Annotated in this window: 15 protein-coding genes; 6 read left to right on the top strand and 9 right to left on the bottom strand. The window is 45.9% G+C overall.

Annotation, left to right across the window (positions count from 1 at the left end; all coding sequences use genetic code 11):
* Window positions 1–12: 12 nt before the first annotated feature.
* Together BN3795_RS15120 and BN3795_RS15115 are read right to left on the bottom strand one after the other, a co-directional pair.
* Complete coding sequence (locus BN3795_RS15120; RefSeq protein WP_068785515.1) at window positions 13–969, bottom strand: ABC transporter permease; 957 nt, start codon at window positions 967–969, stop codon at window positions 13–15.
* Between the two features lie 177 nt (window positions 970–1,146).
* Entirely contained in the window at window positions 1,147–2,268 is a 1,122-nt protein-coding gene (locus BN3795_RS15115; RefSeq protein ID WP_269800217.1) for a glycoside hydrolase family 88/105 protein, read from the bottom strand.
* A 148-nt stretch (window positions 2,269–2,416) separates the two neighbouring features.
* Here BN3795_RS15115 and BN3795_RS15110 point away from each other — a divergent pair, with 148 nt between their 5' ends.
* A complete protein-coding gene (locus BN3795_RS15110; protein ID WP_068785539.1) occupies window positions 2,417–3,250 on the top strand; it encodes an AraC family transcriptional regulator in 834 nt (277 codons plus the stop codon).
* Window positions 3,251–3,298: 48 nt separating this feature from the next.
* Window positions 3,299–3,799, top strand: a complete 501-nt coding sequence (locus tag BN3795_RS15105; RefSeq protein ID WP_198524727.1) for a hypothetical protein — start codon at window positions 3,299–3,301, stop codon at window positions 3,797–3,799.
* 473 nt (window positions 3,800–4,272) lie between these two features.
* Here the strand turns inward: BN3795_RS15105 and BN3795_RS15100 are convergent, their stop codons facing one another.
* On the bottom strand, window positions 4,273–4,989 hold the full coding sequence (locus BN3795_RS15100; protein ID WP_068785512.1) for an NAD(P)-dependent oxidoreductase: 717 nt from the start codon (window positions 4,987–4,989) through the stop codon (window positions 4,273–4,275).
* Between the two features lie 369 nt (window positions 4,990–5,358).
* Window positions 5,359–8,004, bottom strand: coding sequence for a LuxR C-terminal-related transcriptional regulator (locus BN3795_RS15095; protein WP_332835607.1), 2,646 nt, complete (start codon window positions 8,002–8,004; stop codon window positions 5,359–5,361).
* A 173-nt stretch (window positions 8,005–8,177) separates the two neighbouring features.
* Here BN3795_RS15095 and BN3795_RS15090 point away from each other — a divergent pair, with 173 nt between their 5' ends.
* The 4 genes from BN3795_RS15090 (at window position 8,178) to BN3795_RS15075 (ending at window position 9,670) form a co-directional block, all read left to right on the top strand.
* Complete coding sequence (locus BN3795_RS15090) at window positions 8,178–8,438, top strand: hypothetical protein (RefSeq protein WP_068785510.1); 261 nt, start codon at window positions 8,178–8,180, stop codon at window positions 8,436–8,438.
* Window positions 8,435–8,815, top strand: coding sequence for a pepsin/retropepsin-like aspartic protease family protein (locus BN3795_RS15085; protein ID WP_068785509.1), 381 nt, complete (start codon window positions 8,435–8,437; stop codon window positions 8,813–8,815). The genes BN3795_RS15090 and BN3795_RS15085 overlap by 4 nt, the downstream gene beginning before the upstream one ends.
* Before the next feature lie 212 nt (window positions 8,816–9,027).
* Window positions 9,028–9,270 (top strand): hypothetical protein, encoded by a 243-nt coding sequence (locus tag BN3795_RS15080; protein WP_068785508.1) that lies wholly within the window; start codon window positions 9,028–9,030, stop codon window positions 9,268–9,270.
* Between the two features lies 1 nt (window position 9,271).
* Window positions 9,272–9,670 (top strand): retropepsin-like aspartic protease, encoded by a 399-nt coding sequence (locus BN3795_RS15075; protein ID WP_068785507.1) that lies wholly within the window; start codon window positions 9,272–9,274, stop codon window positions 9,668–9,670.
* A 166-nt stretch (window positions 9,671–9,836) separates the two neighbouring features.
* On the opposite strand, the gene BN3795_RS15070 is transcribed toward BN3795_RS15075, so the two are convergent.
* The 5 genes from BN3795_RS15070 to BN3795_RS15050 all read right to left on the bottom strand — a co-directional run bounded on the left by BN3795_RS15070 (window position 9,837) and on the right by BN3795_RS15050 (window position 18,631).
* Entirely contained in the window at window positions 9,837–10,355 is a 519-nt protein-coding gene (locus tag BN3795_RS15070) for a hypothetical protein (protein WP_068785506.1), read from the bottom strand.
* A gap of 122 nt (window positions 10,356–10,477) precedes the next feature.
* The gene (locus BN3795_RS15065; protein WP_068785505.1) at window positions 10,478–11,869 is read right to left on the bottom strand and encodes a TIGR02679 domain-containing protein; all 1,392 of its coding nucleotides are present in this window, start codon (window positions 11,867–11,869) and stop codon (window positions 10,478–10,480) included.
* Window positions 11,859–15,968, bottom strand: a complete 4,110-nt coding sequence (locus tag BN3795_RS15060) for a TIGR02680 family protein (protein WP_068785504.1) — start codon at window positions 15,966–15,968, stop codon at window positions 11,859–11,861. Before BN3795_RS15060 ends, BN3795_RS15065 begins: the two co-directional genes overlap by 11 nt.
* 16 nt (window positions 15,969–15,984) lie before the next feature.
* Window positions 15,985–17,136 carry a TIGR02678 family protein gene (locus BN3795_RS15055; protein ID WP_068785503.1) on the bottom strand — a complete coding sequence of 384 codons (1,152 nt, stop codon included), beginning with the start codon at window positions 17,134–17,136 and terminating at the stop codon, window positions 15,985–15,987.
* Between the two features lies 1 nt (window position 17,137).
* A complete protein-coding gene (locus BN3795_RS15050; protein ID WP_068785502.1) occupies window positions 17,138–18,631 on the bottom strand; it encodes a TIGR02677 family protein in 1,494 nt (497 codons plus the stop codon).
* Between the last annotated feature and the right edge of the window lie 263 nt (window positions 18,632–18,894).

The following is an 18,894-nucleotide window of genomic DNA, read 5'->3' as shown; positions in this document are numbered from 1 at the left end:
TGTAGTTCCCCCCTAGAATAACCCCTGGTCGAATTTCCGGGCCAATGCGTTGGCCGACAACAGCAACACCAGGCCGACAAAAGACTCGAAGAGCCCCATGGCCGTAGTCAAGCTGAATTGCGCTTTCTGCAGCCCCACTTTGTACACGTAGGTGCTGATGACCTCGGCTTTTTCCAGGACGGTGGGATTCTGTAAGTTGTAGACCTGGTCGAACCCTACCTCCATCAGGCGGCCCATGCCCAGGATCAACAGAAGGATGATCGTAGGACGGAGGCCCGGCAGCGTAATATGCCAGATCTGTCTCAGCTTGCCCGCGCCGTCCAGGGCGGCGGATTCGTACAGGCTGGGATCAATGGACGAAAGGGCGGCGAGATAGATAATGGCCCCGAACCCCATCTCCTTCCACATCCCGGAGCCGATAAAGATCGTGACCCAGGAGTTGATGCGATACAGGAACGGCACCGGCTCCATCCCCCATTGCTCCAGCAGCTTGTTGACGGTGCCGCCGTCGATCGAAAACAAGGTAAGCACCAGCCCCGCGATAATGACCCAGGACAGGAAATGAGGCAGATAAATGATCGTTTGAATCCAGCGCTTCAGCCATCTTTTGCGAACCTCGTTCAGGGCGATGGCGATAATGATCGGCGCCGGAAAGCCGAAGATCAGATTCAGAATACTTAAGGAGAGGGTATTCCAGATGATCTGCAGCGTAGCGTCGGACTGGAACAAAATCTTGAAATACTTCAATCCCACCCACGGACTGGACAAAATGCCATCGTGAAAGTTGTAATCCTTGAAAGCGATCACAAGCCCGCCCATAGGAAAATACCGGAATATCACGTAATACAGGATCCCCGGTACAAGCATGAGGAACAGCGGAATATTCTGCCGAAACCTCTTGGTCTCATAAAAGGCCAGTTTAGCCTTCGGCGCGCTGTCCATTCCGGCGGTCGCAGGTGTTGTTGGCATGTTCTAACCTTCTTTCCTGGTTGATTGCTGTTCGATGATGTTTATACTGTACCGCAGTCCCTCTGCTGCAGACCTTAAGAATCTCTAGGTTTTTCTAGAGAAATTTTGTTTTTCGCTTACCGCACAACAAAAGGACGCGAATCGCTCGCGTCCTTAAGCAAATCGGCTGCCCCAGGCTTACAGCTTGGCCCGATTCAATTCCATACACATCAGAATAAAGGCCCCGGCGCCGTGCAAATCGTTCTCGCTGGTAGGGCGGGCCACATAGTGCGCATAATCGCCGATGTTCGTCCCGACGCAAATATGGCCGAGGATCATCCTGCCGTTCTCATCGTATTTTAGCGTATCAATCACACCCTGGTAACCCTTCCGAGCAACCTCCAGATACTTGGCGTCAAGGTAACCGAGGCGCACGGCTTTGGCAATAGACAAGACGTACATCGAAGAGCAGGAGACCTCGACCCAATTATCCGCCCGGTCGCCTTTATCGACAACCTGGTACCATAAGCCGGTTGTTGCATCCTGATATCTGGACAGGGAGATCAGTAAATCCTGAAGGATGTCGATCATCTTGGCCTTGTCCTTGTGGTCTTCCGGAAGGAACTCGAACATATCCAGCAGCGCGATAGGATACCACCCCATCGCACGGCCCCAGAACTCCGGCGCCAAGCCGGTAACCGGATCCGCCCATTCCGCTTCCTTCGTCTCGTCCCAGCCATGATACAACAAGCCGGTCTTAGGATCCCGAGTGCGTTCCGCCATCAAAATAGCCTGATAGGTCATCATGTCGAAATACTCGCTTGCCCCGAAAGTCTTGGCGTATTGGACAGCAATCGGCCCGGCCATATACAATCCGTCCAGCCACATTTGATTCGGGAAATGATTCTTATGCCAGAACCCGCCCGAAGCGTTGGTCGGCCAGGATTTCAGCAAGGGAACCAGCTTATCCAATGCTTTTTTATAACGTTCGTCTCCCGTTTGCTCATACAAGTTAAACAGCAGCACGCCCGGCTGAATATCGTCCAACTCCCCGGTGTGGCACTTCTTGATGCTGCCGTCTTCGAGAACCTGGCTGTCTACCCAACGTTTGATATAATCGAAATACTCTTGCTTCCCGGTCTCCCGCCAGCATTGCTCCATGCCGGACAGAAAAACCCCCTGATGATAATGGAACCAGTCTGGCGGAAGCTGTTCCGGCTCGTATTTGGCCATCAACGCTTCGCAGGCTTTCTCCGCCCATTGTAGGGGAGTCAGCGCTTCTTTCCGCCCCTTCTCAATCTCGGTGTGTGCTGAATTCAATCCTCTCATTCCTCCTTGGGATGTTCTCAAGCCACATCGTAGCACAGGAATATGTACATTTTTTGCGATAAAGCGCAGATTCTTCTTATATCTTGCGTGAGTTCAAGGTATAATGAATCATCAAATCGGATTTGAGGCGGTGCGTGTCTTGAGAGATCTTCAATACGATAACGATGAAGGAACCTTCTCGGTATCCCACCGGAAGGCGTTGAGCATTTATATGCCGAGCAGCCATTTTCACAGTACGTACGAGATCTACTATTTGCTGGCCGGCAAACGGGAGATTTTCATTAAAGATCGAACCCTCGTGATTGAAGCGGGAGATATCGTCATTATCCCTCCGAACATCCTGCATCGAACCACCAATGCGAAAATCCCCGAACACGAGCGGCTGATCATAAATATTCATGAGAAAGAAATGCTCCCGGCGAAAAACGCTTCTCCGGACATCCTGCAGCCGTTGTTCGAGAAGGAATATCTCCTCATCCGAAGTGCCCAACTGGACCCAGGATCCACTCGGATGCTGGCGCAGCAACTCATTCAGGAGATGCGCGAGGCCAACCCCGGCTTCGTGATGTATGCGCTCACTTTAACACTGCAACTGCTCATCAAATGCTGCCGGCAAGTGAAGCAAAACAGCCCGGAGCCGCCGTTCCCAAGTCCGATGCATGAACGGATTTCGGAGATTGTTCGTTACATTAACGACCATTATGCCGAGAAGTTATCGCTGCATTTGCTGGCGGAGAAGTTCTACGTGAGTCCCTATTATTTAAGCCGCTGTTTTAAAGAAGCGACGGGGTTTACCTTTGTGGAATATTTGAACAGCATTCGGGTCAAGGAAGCCAAGAAACTCCTGGTCCACTCCTCCCTGAAGGTCAACCTGATTGCCAAAAAGGTAGGGTTCGGCAGCGTCACGCATTTTGGCAGAGTGTTCAAGCAAGTTACCGGGCATAATCCGTTGTTTTATAAGTTGGATCCATGATAGAGCAACAAACACCCCCGCCCTATCGTCCATAGGATGGAGGTGTTTATGATGAAACCATTCGGATTTATTCTCTTGTTCGCCCTTTTGCTTGGTTGCCAAGCTTCCGAACCGGGCCTTGACGCCAATCCGGCGAAGACGGAACCCGCTCCGCCTGCTCAGACGCAAACGTCAAGCAGCCAAGACAACTTCTTCTCCGTACGGTTTGCGGCTCCTGAACAAGTGAAGGTCAACACGACGTTCTCCTTGGAAGCGGAATTAAAAAACACGGCGGATCAAACGTTCGAAATCATAACGGGAGAGCCGGTCTTTTACTATGTCATCCAAGACAGCGAAGGAAATGCCGATCCTATCGTAAGAACCGACATTGGCGTCATGCGCCCTATTGATCCGGACGACGTCATCCAGGAGAAACATCCGTATCGCTTTAAGACCCCGGGCGTCTACGAAGTCTCCGCCGTTGCTGAATTCACGCTGCAAGGGGCGGACGACAATCCCCAAGCCTATAAATTAGAGACCGATCGGAAGAGGATCGAAGTAATCGAGTAGGTTGGCACTTTGCACTTCCCAATAGGGGGTGGTCTATCCCCCATTCGATCGTCGGGCCAAGCTATCGCTGATCTTCCCGCAAGGCAGGCACGGCGGAATAGAGGGGCGCCGAAGGCGGGCACAAGTCTAGCCAACCTGTAGCTGCGCCGCGTTCAACGTCCGAACAAGGCCAACCTGCGCCGTTCCCTATTTACGCTAACGCTGACCAGAACGCTTATTGGGGCAAAAAAAGGAGAGTTTCATTTCTAACGCTGACCACAGCGCTTATACGGCCAAAAACACCGCTTTTCTGCAGAAAAGTCGGGAAATAAGCTCTCCTGCAAGCGTTAGATTTTACAAGTCCCCGTTTCGGCGCAAATAGCGTTGCTGGTAAGCGTTAGGTGGGGAGGGTCAAGAAGTTGGTGCAGTAGAAGTGTCCATCAGAGAAACGAAACTCTTTCGATTTCTGCTCTTCGGCGGCATGCGCAACCTCTTTATTTATTATAAATCACCGGGGTTTTGAATTCCCAATCCTTCCACATCTTATCATCCGTCGCTAGTTCAGCGATAAAATGACTTACATTGATTCGGCTTGTTTTACCCGCATTGAATATGGGGCTTCTTACCGGAGCTTCACAAATATCATAGGGACTCTCTTCATCATGATCGACTAAGGTATCCGGCCGTACGGCAACCCATCCGACATTGTCGTCTTCTTTACCTAATTTGGCAATCAAATAATTGGCTGCCTTCATATTATCTCGATGAGGAGGAAGCAAAAGCTTTAGTATGGATAAGACGATTTTTTCTCCCCGTGAATTTGTCTCTCCCGATAACGTGTTCGTGTAACCTACTGTACTCATCAGGATGAGTTTCACTCTTTTGCCAGCGCTTTTTGGGGCCATTTCGCAGATTCTTTGGATGGCATCAAACACCAAATCACGAGGTTTGCCAAACATCCCCTTGAGCGTTAGATTATGACCAAGACAGGAGATCATGACATCACAATCACGTAGAAGTTGATTCATTTCAGCGTCATTTAATTCGTTGATATTCCCCTTTACGATTTCCACCAATGGATGCTCTAGTAAGTCTGTGGGAAGAACTGCACTATTTCGGATGAGAATCCGAGTAGAGATTTGTCTTTTAATGAATTGCCTGACGACTTGTTTGCCGGTAGCTCCGCTTGCCCCAAGCACTAATACTCTCATATTCCATCTCCGTTTTTATTAGATTTTATTTATTGAAACCTCTGAATATTAGGAGTACAGCGAGAAACACGCCAAAACTTGCGTTTCGATCTCCGACAACTTTACAAGGTAATCGGAACGTTCTAATGCAGGAACAGAGCTAAATATGCCACTAACAAAACTAAATATGAGCAGCAGCCCAAGGTAGACTGCCGTTTTTCTGTTGGTTTGCAGGACGCCTCCCCCTTTTACCTGATGATCAGCCAGAGTGTTTTACGAATAGTATATTGGCTGCAAGGTATGACCGAGTAGATACTAAAGTATTAAAGTTGGTGCGAACTAAAAAAGTCCCAAGCTTTGCCTTTAGGCATTGCTTAAGACCGGAGTCAGTTATATCAGGCCGAGCTCTCTGGCACGTGCGATCGCTTCGGTTCGCCGTTTAACCTGCAATTTGTCAAAAATATTACGATTATACCCCTTCACGGTACTTAAGGCCAGGAAAAGCCGATCCCCTATTTCTTGATTGGAGAGGCCTTGGGCAATCAGTTGCAGAACTTCCAGTTCACGCTGGCTTAAGGCATCGCTGAAAGGTTCGAAGCGAATGGGTGGACTGTGAATCGCGAAATGATTGAGCTTCTGTTCATGATGCATGTTGGACAGTAAAAAACCGGTATATTCCGGCTGGATCCGACGGGTAGCCGCTTCCGTTAACAAATCAAGCATGGGCTTACCCTCGTCAACAAAAAGACGAACGAAACCTTCATCCTCTGCCAGTGTCAAAGCATCTTTTAATCTTTGAAGCGCCCTCTCCAGATCGCCTTGGACCTGAAAGGCTAAGGCTTGGAGTACACGAAGCTTAAGCTGTTCGTTCTTCCATTGCTTCGCTCTCGCTTGGTCATACAAAGGAGCCAGTAGGGCCAGAGCCGCGCTTGCATTCCCTTGGATCATATGCATTCTTGACTGCAGAACAGGCCATTCACTAGTTTCCAAATGCTTGACGGCTTCCGGAAAGTTGCCGTGATGAAGAGAAATAAGAAGTTCCAAATGTTGAACTTCACCCAAAAGGTGAGGAAAGGATCGTTCTTGCACTTCATAACGAACTTTAGTTAACAAAGCTTCCGAGGCTAAAATATCTTGTCTGGCGAGTTTCAATTTAGCCGCAAATAGTTCACTATCGGATAGCCTATCCGTGTTTTCGATCTGCTTGGCCAACAGGATACTCTGCCCTATATGCTGTTCGGCTGCCTCCAAATCGTTCCATTCATAGAAGATACGAGCCATGCCCAAGTAGGCATCACAAGCAGCCGGCAATGGCGGTTCGCCAGCCAGTTCAATCACTTGTTTATAGGTTTGCACGGCCAGGTTCAACTGATTGTCGAGCTCCTGAATCTGGCCTGTACCTAATGTTGCCATTAGCGTAATAATCAAGTGCCCCATTCGCTTGCTGATCGATAAGGCTTCAGTATAAGCTCGTCTGGCGGCTGCGCGATCGCCCTGCAGCTGGTAGGCAACGCCTAACGTCCAGCTTGTCGCCGCGCGCACAGGCAGATTATTCGGATGCAGCTGCTCCAACGCGAGGAGGGATTGGGCAATAATGGTATCCGTCTCGTTCCGAGTAACTCCAAGCGTGGCCCGGATCGATGCGATATGCCCGATTAGATCAGGATCTACCTCTTTGGAATCGATCTGCTTCATGGCCGCTTCGGCAGCGGATAGTTTTTGTTCGATTCCGTCCACTTGGCCGATCATCAATAAGGCGGAGGCATAAATCACCCAGAGCGACGGCCGTTCGTTCAGCGTGGACGCGTCCTGGCGTTTCAACCAATTTAATACAGGCTGAGCGGCGCCGCGAAAATGTAGAGGCATTTCCCTTCCTTCGATTAATGTGGCAGCCCGATCCACATCTTGAGCCGCCACAGCGTGCTGAAAAGCTTCGATCTCAAGATCATTCTCTTCAAACCAGTGGCTTGCCCGGGTATGTAGAACGGCGATCTCCTCGGCCTTGTCCTTGTTGGCATGATACAAACGCTGTCGCAACAAATCAGCAAAAAGATGATGGTAACGGTACCAATGACGCTCGCTATCCAACGGGATCATGAAGAGGTTGGAACGCTCAAGATACGCCAGGATTTCATCTCCCCCCATACCTTGCGGTAGAACGGCATCACAGAGGGAGCCGCAAAATCGATCAAGAATGGAGGTATGAAGCAAAAAGGTCTGAACCTTTTCAGATTGCTGCATAAGGACTTCTTCCATTAAATAGTCCAACACAAAACGGTGGCTGCCGGTAAAGGATGAAATGAATTGGGTCGTATTCGAACAACCCTGCATCGAGATCGCGGCTAATTGCAGCCCGACAATCCACCCTTCTGTGCGTGCCTCCAGAGCAAATACCTCCGCCGATGATAAATGAAGCCCCATGATTTGGTTAAAAAATAACATCGCTTCATCCCGGGTGAAACGCAGGTCGTTTCCGCGCAGTTCGGTTAATCGGTTTTTCGCCCGTAATCTGGCGATCGGCAGCTTCGGCTCTTCGCGCGTCATGATGATCAAATGCATCTGTAACGGTTGATGATCGATCAGAAAAGACAGAGCATCATGCACGGTTTGAGATTCAATGACGTGATAGTCATCAAGAACGAGAATAAATGAATCTGAACCGGAGGATATTGCATTGACTAAAGCAGTAAGGATGTATGGGATCGGCAACGGTTGCGGAGATTGCAGCGCTTTCCATACACCTTGGTCGTTAACGTCAACGATGTTCTTTATGGCAGCGATAAGATGAAGGAGAAATCGCCCAGGATCATTGTCACCTTCATCCAGCGATAACCAAGCGGCCCGACGTCTGCAGTCAGCCAGCCACTCGCTGACCAACGTGGTTTTACCATAGCCTGCAGAAGCGGAGATTAGCGTTACTTTTCCTTGCTGCCCCTCAGACAAGCGTTCAAACAAATGTGAGCGTAAAACCGCTTTCGATCGCGCCGGAGGAATATGCAGCTTTGTGGTTAATATAGGGATGTTCACTTCTTTCACTTCCTCTTGGCTATCGCTGATGAACTCCTTCGAGACTATTACAGTTTGTATGATTTTGGAAATTGAACATGATTTTTTCTCCCATATGCCTTCGATCTACATTCAATTGATTTCAACTCTATGTTTGTTATAGTAAAATAAAAGTATCATAAAAAAGATTTGAGGTGTTATATATGAAATGGCCTAAGGTTAGAAAACAGTTTCCGGATCGCTGGGTATTATTTGAAGCAATCTCCGCAAAATCCGCCAATCAACAGCGGCAAGTTGAGGAACTGGCCGTTATTTCTGATTTTGATGATACGAATTGCGCCTGGCAAGCCTACAAAGAACACCACCTTGCCGATCCCAGTCGGGAATATTACATTTACCACACCTCACATGAGCACCTTGAGATTATTGAGCAACCCTTTACTGGAGTACGTGGCTTACAATGAAGATTGTCATGAAAAATGGTCTGCCGCTTATTTCCGTTAAATTAGGCTATAAATCTAGCACGATTACTCTAGAAAATGTTCTCCTCGACACGGGCTGTGCAATTTCGGTATTTGATACTGACATCGTTTCTTCGATCGGTCTTATGATTAACACCGAAATTGGCAGAGCCGTCCGAATGTATGGGATTGGTGGCAAAAGTGAACTAGCATTTCAACAAACAGTAGACGATATCTCAATCGATTCAAACCATCTATCAAATTACACTTTACAATTAGCAATGACAAAAATCCCTTACGGTTTTGATGCAATACTCGGGGTTGATTATTTCACAAGAAGTCAAGCGGTTATCGACTTCAAAAACTTTGTGATGCACTAAAAACAAAATCACTCCAAAAAAACCGCAAGCCACAAACGGGAAACCAGCACTACTACTTAACTCGCCCGCCGATTCACTCCTATTGTGCCTTTATATTGATTTGCATGTCCTTTTTATAATGCGGTTCATGGGCTTATGTGTTGGGGGGGGGACCGCCTCTCAAAACATGATATAATTTCTATAAATGAAACACTGAGAAATGGAGTGATTTTATGCAATGGCAGGAAGTTCGTACGGTTTATCCCGATCAATATGTACTGCTTGAAATTCTCGACTCCTATACGGAAGATAACATTCAGTACGTTGAAGAGGTAGCTCTGGTTCGAGCCATTCAAGACCCCTCCGAAGCGACCAAAGAGCTCCTAAGATGCAAAGACAATAACATCGTTTACCACACCGGCCAAGAAAAAATTGCGATCGAGCTAAGAAAACCTCCATTCTATAGGAGCCGATAACATGAAGATCGATTATATCGATAATCTACTGCAGACCTCTATGACGATCCATTATAAAGGACGCTCCTTGACCATCGATCATCTAGTTATCGACACCGGTGCAGCCCATTCTCTCCTCTCTTCCGATCTCGCGGCACAAATCGGAATTCACTTTGAAAATGGAGACAAACTTGTACGCAGTTTTGGAATTGGAGGAGATGAATACTCTTTCCGAAAGCGGATTGATCAAGTTCAGCTAGGAGATTACATTATGAACAATGCTTATGTTGATTTTGGTGTCTTTCATGAGGATATCGATCAAATAAATGGCCTAATTGGGTTGGATGTTTTGAAGAGCAGCAATATGATTATTGATCTGAATCGGATGGAAATGTATTCAGCTATCCTAAGTCGTGATTAGACCGTTATCTGTTATACGAAAGTGTTTCATAGAAATATCTAAATTCTAAATGCATTGAATATTATTACTCCTAAGCTACTTATACATGCTTCTTTTTTAAAGTCACCAGCTGTACTAATCCAAGTCAGCTCTTTCATACCAACAAACCCAAAGGATTTTAATCTTTCTATGAAGCTATTAGCATATACCTATCACATGAATGAATAGCTATTTTCCCAATTTCCTCAGATTCTTTAGTAGATAAATATCCAAGCACATCTATATCAAGAGGCTGCATTGAATCTAAACATTCCGAGAAGTAACAAAACGTATCCCAATCGTATTTTTCTTGTATATGGCCTATAAACAGCTTAGCAAACAAAACAGATCGTTGTTCAGTCCTTAATCTATCAATAATCAATATAATTTGTTCAGTAACTTTGTACTTGAACTTTTCATCAGTAATAAGCTTATATTTAAAATCAGAAAAATTATCTGTCGAATTCCTCGAATGAAATTCTCTTAAAAAACAAAGTACTTTCTTGGTAAAATGAAGTTGTTTTATAGAAATTCCTAACCTTCCTAAGGATATTATGCTCTTTAGTATTGGTATTTCACTGGTAACATCATCATTAAATATTGAATCTAGGGCTACTTCACTGTAATCAATAGTTAAATCCAAACCAGTATTTATCAAATGCTTCATTTATTGATCCACTTTGAAGTTCACTCATAGTCTGAATTCTCCTTTCACAATCTTTTATAAAGCATTCTTGTTTATTCGGGATTTGAGAGTGTTAAAATCTGCCTCAATTCATTTATTTCAACTTAATTTTTATAAATCACAGAAGATACTTCTTTAATCCAATCACCCCTTAATTCTTTTCCAAATAATTCCTGATAAACCTTTGCTTTAATCTGCACCATTTCTTTTGTTAAGCCGCCTTTTAATCCTTGAAGGATTTTTAAGTCTGCATCAGATAAAGGTTTGCTTTTGGGTGCAACATAATTACGATAAATAGAAGCTTCCATACGCCAAGCGTAAAATTCTGCTGAGAATTGATCCTCCATATTGTTTAACATCTGAATGCCTGGAACATCAAGATCACCAGAATAATAAATAACGCAACTTGGATTTGCTTTAAGGCATTTTTCTATAAACACTTTAGAAGCAGTTCTTGCCTGTCCAATTGTACAAAGTAGAACTGGAAAATCTGGTGGAAGTTGCTCCAATGAAAACTTGTTTAGATTAAGAAAATGAATGGTTTCATCAACTAGATAAGAAATAACAGACGGATTTTCGATAATATATATTGACGAGTACATTGGAAATTGCTTCATCTCTTCAATTTCACGCAAGTTTAACGTGCGGGGAGAAGTAGCTTTAACTAAATTCGGTACAAAAACATGTGAAATCGAACTAAGATCATCATCCAAAATGTCGAAATTCCTATAGATTTGACGTTCAAACAAATACTCTGGTATGAGTGTCATATGGCTATCATTATTTCCGATTCGCTTTAAACTTTGACTATTTATGTCATCAAGGGCATTCCATAATAATCTTCCTATTGAATTTGTTTTATCAAAAGCATGTGAGTCCTCAGTAACATAAGCAGCGAACATAGGTAATCTAATTTTTCCGGTAGAGATTCCACATTCTTTAAACATCTCGTCTTTTCTCATAAGTAAATTCCATAAAGCACTCAAACATGTTAGCAATTCTGAATAGGCATTTGTACCTTTGTCAAAAACCGTCCTTAGGATCCTACAGCCTTTGGCTTCTCCTTCCTCCAATCTTTGTAACCAATTAAATGTCTTTTGATTAAAATTTTCAAGGTCACTATTAGAAATATTGAATTGGGTAATAAAGTCTTGTTTTACTTGACCGAAAAGATCAGCCCAAGCCAATAATCTTAACTCTTTTTGTTCACGTTTGGTAATAAGTTGATGGCCGTAGTATATATTCAACAGTTCAAGCAGTGAAACAGTGTATCCAGCTTCCGAAATCGCCTTTTCAAAATCTGCGGCTGGGAAGCGTGGTGCCTTGTAGCGTACACCAAGGAATCCACGCAATGCCTTTTCCTCTTCATCGGTGGGACGCATTTGCACTGTACCGAATGCCCCATAACTTTCAAATTTCTTACGATACAAGTCGAAAAGGCGGCCAAAGCCGCCGCTGCGTCTAAAGATCTCGACAAGTTGTCTGTTATCCTGCATTGCGGGAACGCTCCTCGATACTTTGCTCTAGTGATAAATGATGTTTTTCTTTGCCGTCCCAATAGTAACGTGCAACAGCGAGCACAGGAGAGTCCACAGGACGAAGAATTTGGGCAATGGAGAGTTCGTCCACCGTTTCGTAACAGCCCCATAGCACCTGGGAGTTCATAATATAATCGAACTCAAAGTCATGCACAAGTTGGAACATCTGCGCAATGTTTTCGCTGTCGATACCCGCAAACGCCTCATCCAATGAAATGATACGCGGTGCATCAGGCGCGGCATAGGAATATTTGGCCGCTATCGCCGCAAACAGAGGCGAGTAGATGCTCATCGCCTTTTCCCCGCCACTAAGCTCCCCGAACACCTTATTTGTAAAGCGCTCTTCCGGAATGCCCTTGCGCGTGATGAACATGTTAAAGCGGAACCATTTGCGGTAATCCAGCGCATTCTTCATTTCTTCAAACATCGAGAAACTCGCGTCGTCCTTGCACTTTTTGCGGGCTTCATTGATTTTGGACATGAAGTGCGAGCGCACTTTTTCCTTTTGCGACGGCGTCAAATAGATAGACTCTTTAGACAAATACGACAGTAGCTCCGTCGTCGAAATTTGGTCGTCTTCTTTGCTTGCGAGAGGAACCCATTCGAGCCGCATCTGAATGGTGCCCTTCACTCGCTGCAGCATCACGTTCGCATCTTGTTCCCAGCGCTTCGCGGCACGCACTTTCTCATGGATCGCGGTACCGACGACGTCAATGAGCACCTTTTCAAACAACTTTTGCTCCTCTTCCTGAATATGCCGTGATATAAGCTTTAGTTGATTATCCACATCACCGTGTACTTCCCTAGGCGTGTTCTCCACATGCTGGGGCGAAAAGACCAAAAATTGCCGCGAGCAGTGCTGTGCAAGGAGCTGCCATGATGCGTCTTCCTTGTCTTTGGACTGAACTTCAATCGGGATCGTTCGCCGCGACTGCTTAAGATTGTAATCTACAAGTTCGCGCTGCGCGTGGGCTTCTGCATCTTTAAGTGTAGAAAGCACCACATCCGCCGAAAGCGCATTACAAGTGTCCTCCAACGTCTCTACGACCTGGGAAGGGCTCTGCAGAGAACATACAAAACCTAGAGATAGCTCCTCTTGGAATACTTTCGTCCACGCATTCAACAGTCTCAGCCGCTCTTCCATCTGCGGCTGTTCTTTCTCAAGGTTTTCAGCATACGTGCGGATATTAATTTCTGCATTATTGATTTGTTTGCGATAAGTTTCCAGCAGTTCATCCGCCTCAAGTGCTGCCTTTCTTGCTTCCTCGATCTCCTGTTTCACGTCTGCATCGCCGAGATCCTCTATTCGCTCAAGATACATCGCCTCCATCGATCTGTTCCTGGCAATGCTCCGTTCAAGATCCGTTTTCTCATCCATCAGGAACCCAAAATCATCAACTAAACGTTCTTTTTCTTCCCCAAGGCTAGACAGTAATTTAATCTCAGAAAGCCACCCGATGTGCGCCACTTGAAGGTCGGTGAGCTTTTTTTGGTAACGTGCAAGATCGCCGAGGGCCTGCTGATAGCTAGAGTGCGTAAGCGGAAGCGGAAGCTCCATTTCCTGTGCTGTATAATAGAGCTCATTGCGCGTGACTTGGGTCTCGTTGCGATACACACGCAGTTCGTTTTGGAGCCGTTCCAATAAGGAAAGCTGCGCAATGCGTTCTCTGGTCTTGATTTCATAGCGGGCAAGGGAATCCTCTAGCCCCTCGATAGACGGGAACATATCCCGCTCTATATGAAGCAGGCGCTGCTGATTTTCCACGGAAAAGCGTTCCGACTCCAAATCGTATTTTCTATTCATGAGTTCGTCACGCAGATTTTGCAGTTCTTTTAACCTACGTGCCCGAATTTGTTCCCGCGCGGATTTCCCAATGTACGCATCGTCGTATCGAGGCGCCAGCCCCCCGACCATGCCGCTGCGGAATTCACCTGTTTCAAGCATATATCCTTCCTCATGTGGAACAATAGATATAGTTTGCAGTACGGCGCTAATGTCATCCTCGGAGAGCCCGTTAATCGGCGTCGGGCGCACATAAGTCAGCAGATTTTCTTCTTTATAGGAGCCTTTTTGTACTACTGTCATGGAAGCGGCAACCATCGAACGATCGCTTTCATGAACCACAAGAGCCGTTAGAAGACCCGCTCGGGTAATAGCACCTTCGATAGCTTCTTTCACGGACGGCTCTATGTGCTCCATAAATTCAACCGTTTCATAAAAATAAGCAGCGCGGATATTCTGTGTGCGCAAGCGCTCCATTTCTGCCACCTCAAAAGCGGTAAGATCGGGCTCCATCTCCTTTTGCGCAGATAGTTCTTCCGCCTTTGTTTCCGTTTCCTCAATTTGCTTTTGAAGAAAACCGATGGAGGCCGTTAGGTTCGCTAGCTCTTGTTGAAGTGTGCCGAGACGCTTGTTATACAAACCATTTAACCAATCCGTTACCTTCAAAGGAGAGGAGTCATCCAAAAGGTCGCCAATCCCTTGCAGAATTTCCTGTGCATCGAGAAGCTCGCTAGTCTGAACATGAAATTGTTGGGCCCCTTCTGCCCATTTTACAACAGCCATTTCGACCGAAGCGGCGCTCTCGGCAATTTCTTTCTCCAAGGCACGAATCTCTGCTTCGATTCCTTCTGCACGTTCTTCTTCGGCCGCCACATTTCGCTGCATCCGCTCCTCGTGTTCAAGGCGAGATTGCAATGATCGAAGTTGACTCGCGATGTCCTCCACCTTGCTGTGATACTCCTTAAGGGAATCATGCCAATTTTGAAATCCTGCGTCTGAGAAATTTCCGGGACTGGCTTCAAAGTACTGACGCAAGGCGGTGTGGGGCTTGAAATAGGCTTCATCCGCTAGCGATTCCATCTCCGAAAGCACATCCTTGCGGCTTTTGGCAGCTTTGTATTCCTCCCCTTCACTTTGTTTGATCCGATTCTCCACTTGGCGTTGTTGTGATTTATTCTTGTCCAAGGATTCGATCTTAGTTTGCAGTTTTTTTTCTGACTCGTGCAGAGCTTCCCTTACCTTTCCTAATTCTTCCTCTAGCGTAAAGAGTGCATGACCTTGCATGGAAGCGATTTTTCTCTGGAGGGTATCTTTGATGTTGGATTGTATTGTCCATTTCCGTTCCAAATCTGTTTTGGTCGCCAGTGCTGCAGATTCGGCAGATTTATATTCATTCATTCGCTTCATGGATTCATTGAACCGTTTCTCGCTGGATACGAGATGCTTCGCCTTCTCATATAGTGAGAACTGGTTGTATGTGTCGTACGCATCCGCCAACATCGTAAGGACACTGAGTTCACGGCCAAGACGAGTTTTCTTTTCTTGCAGGCTATCCATGCTCTCCAATGATGAGGAGAGCGGGGCCAATTCATATTGTGACAGTTCTGGAAGAGCATCAGAGAGAACGTTGGACACCTCGCTCGCTTTTACAGCATTAGAGAGCTTCGGACTTCGGAGTTGGAGCAGCACGCCGATCAGTTCTTTAAATTCCTGCGTAGTATTAAACCGATAAATTTCTTGATTCACGATCTCTACATAACGCTGCTGGCTGTCGGTGACCTCTCCGTCCCTGCCAATGCGGTCCGCCAATTCAACCCTGGTAAGAAGAAACTTTTTAGCTTCCCCGCTTACAATCTTTTCATCATATAATTGAATGTCTTTCCCAATGCGCTTATTATGGAGAATGAAATACCATGTACGAATGGTGTTGTCACTCTCCCGCCGCTTACCATTTAAGCCGATGCCAACGGTCACAAAGGTGTTTTCTTTACGGTACTCCATATAGAGATATCCTGTACCTTCCTCGCGTTTTGACACATGCTTATTGCCGAGCAAAAGATCGATCATCCGCCGATCTTGTGAACCGAATGGATCAAGGCGTGACGGTCGTTTATCACCGTCAAGCAAAAACGGCACCGCCATGGTAGTGGATACTGATTTACCAGAACCATTGGCACCGCGGACAAAAAGGCGTCCATTGCTAAACTCAAAAACCGTGTCACCGTGATACCAGAAATTTATAAGACCGAAGCGATTTAAATGAAACGTACTCATCGCCTATCACCTCCGTTTATGTAGAATGAGATACGTATTCCCCAGTAACGCGCCCCGCAGCGGAATAAAATACAACCTGCTCGCCCGTAAGCGCATCCGCCATATGAAAGTCAGACATATACTCCATAACCTCTCTCCAAATGGCGGTGACGGGCCGTTCTGTAAACGATTTGGTCCACCCATGACTATGCAGATCTTTGATCTCTTGAAACCATTTGATCGCCTCATATTCCGAACATAAAACACAACCTTTATGATCAAGAGCTACTTCTTGGCTGTTTACCTTATCCCAAATGAAGGTTGCATATTGCACGGCAGCATTTGAAATCTGCTCATCTTTTGGATAATAGTCTCCATAACGGTTTTCTGCATGGGTAAGCATTGTCGTGCGATGGTACCGTTCGAAGTGCCAATATTCAAACCGTTCTGAAATCATTTCGTTCAGTCTCTCTAGCTCTTCCCTATCTTCCAGAAGCTTGACTTCCTCTTCTGATAGTTCGTCATCATAGACGGCCGATTCCAAAAATAATCTGCGCAGAAGCCGTTGTCTCGGAGTTGTACCACTGGCAATCTCTTTCGCAATATGCTCTTCTAACTGGCTACGATTTTGGATTTTGCTTAGATCGAAGAAGTACAGCGGTGCGAAATGACGGAAATATGGAGTGGTCTGAAACAAAACATCATGCTTTTCATTGTCTCGAAACCCGTCAATGTCACGATCTACGACATAGACGAGCCTTAATTTCACGCAATGCTGTAGAACATCTGCAAAGGCCCTACGGTGCGAACGCTCCTCCCAGGCGAAAGTAACTGCTTCTTCAGGAAAATACATACGGATGGCATCACAAGCGTTCTGCAGCGTAAACTGCCGGTCTTCCCCGTTGTCTTCCAAGAAAGCAAGGAAACAGCAGAAAAATATATAGTGGAGTGACGTTATAAAGTCGCCAGCGCCCATAAACGCCTTTGCTGTGACGGGAATTTTCTCAAGTTTGATAAACTCATTACGCAAGAGTAGACGATAGCCAAAGTATTCGCGCACGGTGTCGGCGATATCCGCTTTTCGAGCAAGAATCTGAAAATACAGATCCGCCTGCGTGTCCCGATGAATCCAGTTGTAGTGAAACAGAGCTTCAATGCACTCCTGCAGCACCAACCGATCTTTATCCATGCTATTCCTCCGTAAACACGAATTCGTAATCATCCATCGTCAGCGTACCGTCAGTGGAACGCAAGTGGATGCGCTTGCTAGAACGTAGCCTAAGAGAAAATCGGCGCCCGTCTTCCGTTCGACTTTTTGAGCTTTTTGTAATCATAGCTTGTCCTAATAACTCAAGCAACAAATCCCTCACTTCAGGATACACGACACCGATCTCATCTAGCGTAATTTTGCCATCCTTGATTAGACTGTTGAACTGCTCCTGCACCATGCGCGTTTTCTCCAGATGTTCCTGAACCAGAGACATCTGTGCTAAGGGATCTTCGTACACAGGCAGTTTGGTGCGTCCGTTACGGTTCCCGGGCGTCTTTTTGTTGAGCGGCAATTCGAACGGATCACATTCCCACACATGCTTAGTGCTATCATCCTCGGATTTACGAGGTACTAAGAAGTGTTTTGTAGTTGAAGCTCCAAACATTGCAGCAGCAATAACATGGCAATCCCGCATGTCTGAAGTGTTCGCAAAAATGCGGGCCAGCTCCAAATAGTCATTCTTGCGGCTTTTAAAGTAGTTGAATTTATCGCTGATCTGATCTGCAATCCGTACAATTTTTTGGATGGTGCTGCGGGTTTGCTCGATGAGAAAGCGAGAACTCGCTTTACGGCCGTTGATTTCCACGAACCACCCTTTAAAACCGAGCCATTCTGCCCTCCTTCGCTCAGAGGCAAGCTCCACCTCAAACTTATCATCGATTTGCTGCTCCACTTCGTAAGAAACAATCGCGGAAATAATGTGCTCAATCTCACTTTCATCGATGAATCCGAGGCGCTCTTCGATCAAATCTTTCTTCTCCATAATGCCGACCACGAAGTCGCTTAATAGACGTACAAATTTTTCTTTGTACGGCAAAAAAGATTCCGTACGGATCAAACGTTCATATGGTTCGCTGTTTACATGCGACAAAAAGTCGGCGGTGCCGTTGCGTAGGGCTTCAAATCGGGACATAAGATCCCGCCAGATGTTGCGAATATCGCCTAACGTCCCGTTGTTCGAAGGACTCCATCTGCGAAGTTTGGTCAGGTCCTCTAAAATATGATCCGCCAAGACGCGCTCGAACGATCCACCGCGGATCGCCTGCAGATTGTGTTGCATCTCCTCCAGCGTACGTTCAAGTGATATGGTATATTGCGTGACCTCATAATAATTCTTGCGTTTATAAAAATCCTCGATACGCTGTGCATGGGACTCGTCTTGATGGGCGATCAGATTGTTCCATTTCACTAGCGCCTTGAGGTCTTCTTCCAATTCTTTCTCGGAGTAATCCTTAAAGTGAGGGCCAAACTGCTCTGAAGTTACTAGTTCTTGATACACATCATCCAGGAACATATAAGAGTTGTATTCCTGACGGTACTTCTGATAGAAAACGTAGCAGATGGGACGGTACCTTTCTGCTTTAGGAGCAGAAAGATATGTCGCCTCTTTTACGGAACTTAAAAGAAAGCTCATTTGCAACCTCCTTTCAGGAATGATATGTATGTATCTACTCAAGAATCCTTGGCTCAGCAACATTTTCTCCACTTCAATAAATAATTCTTATTCCTTATCTTTGAACAGTTCGCCAAGGAGATCACTCTCTCATATTTTCTACTACTCTATTAGTACAGAAATCATTTTGTAATAATAAACAACCTTAATAATATCAAGTAATTTTGATTGTGAATCCCTTATCATCCCCACTATTTGGTTAGATATGGTTGTATTTATTAACT

This window comes from Paenibacillus phocaeensis (assembly GCF_900021165.1).
GTDB lineage: Bacteria > Bacillota > Bacilli > Paenibacillales > Paenibacillaceae > Fontibacillus > Fontibacillus phocaensis.
The sequence above is the reverse complement of the archived record's forward strand: the minus strand, read 5'-3'. Positions and strand labels throughout refer to the sequence as shown.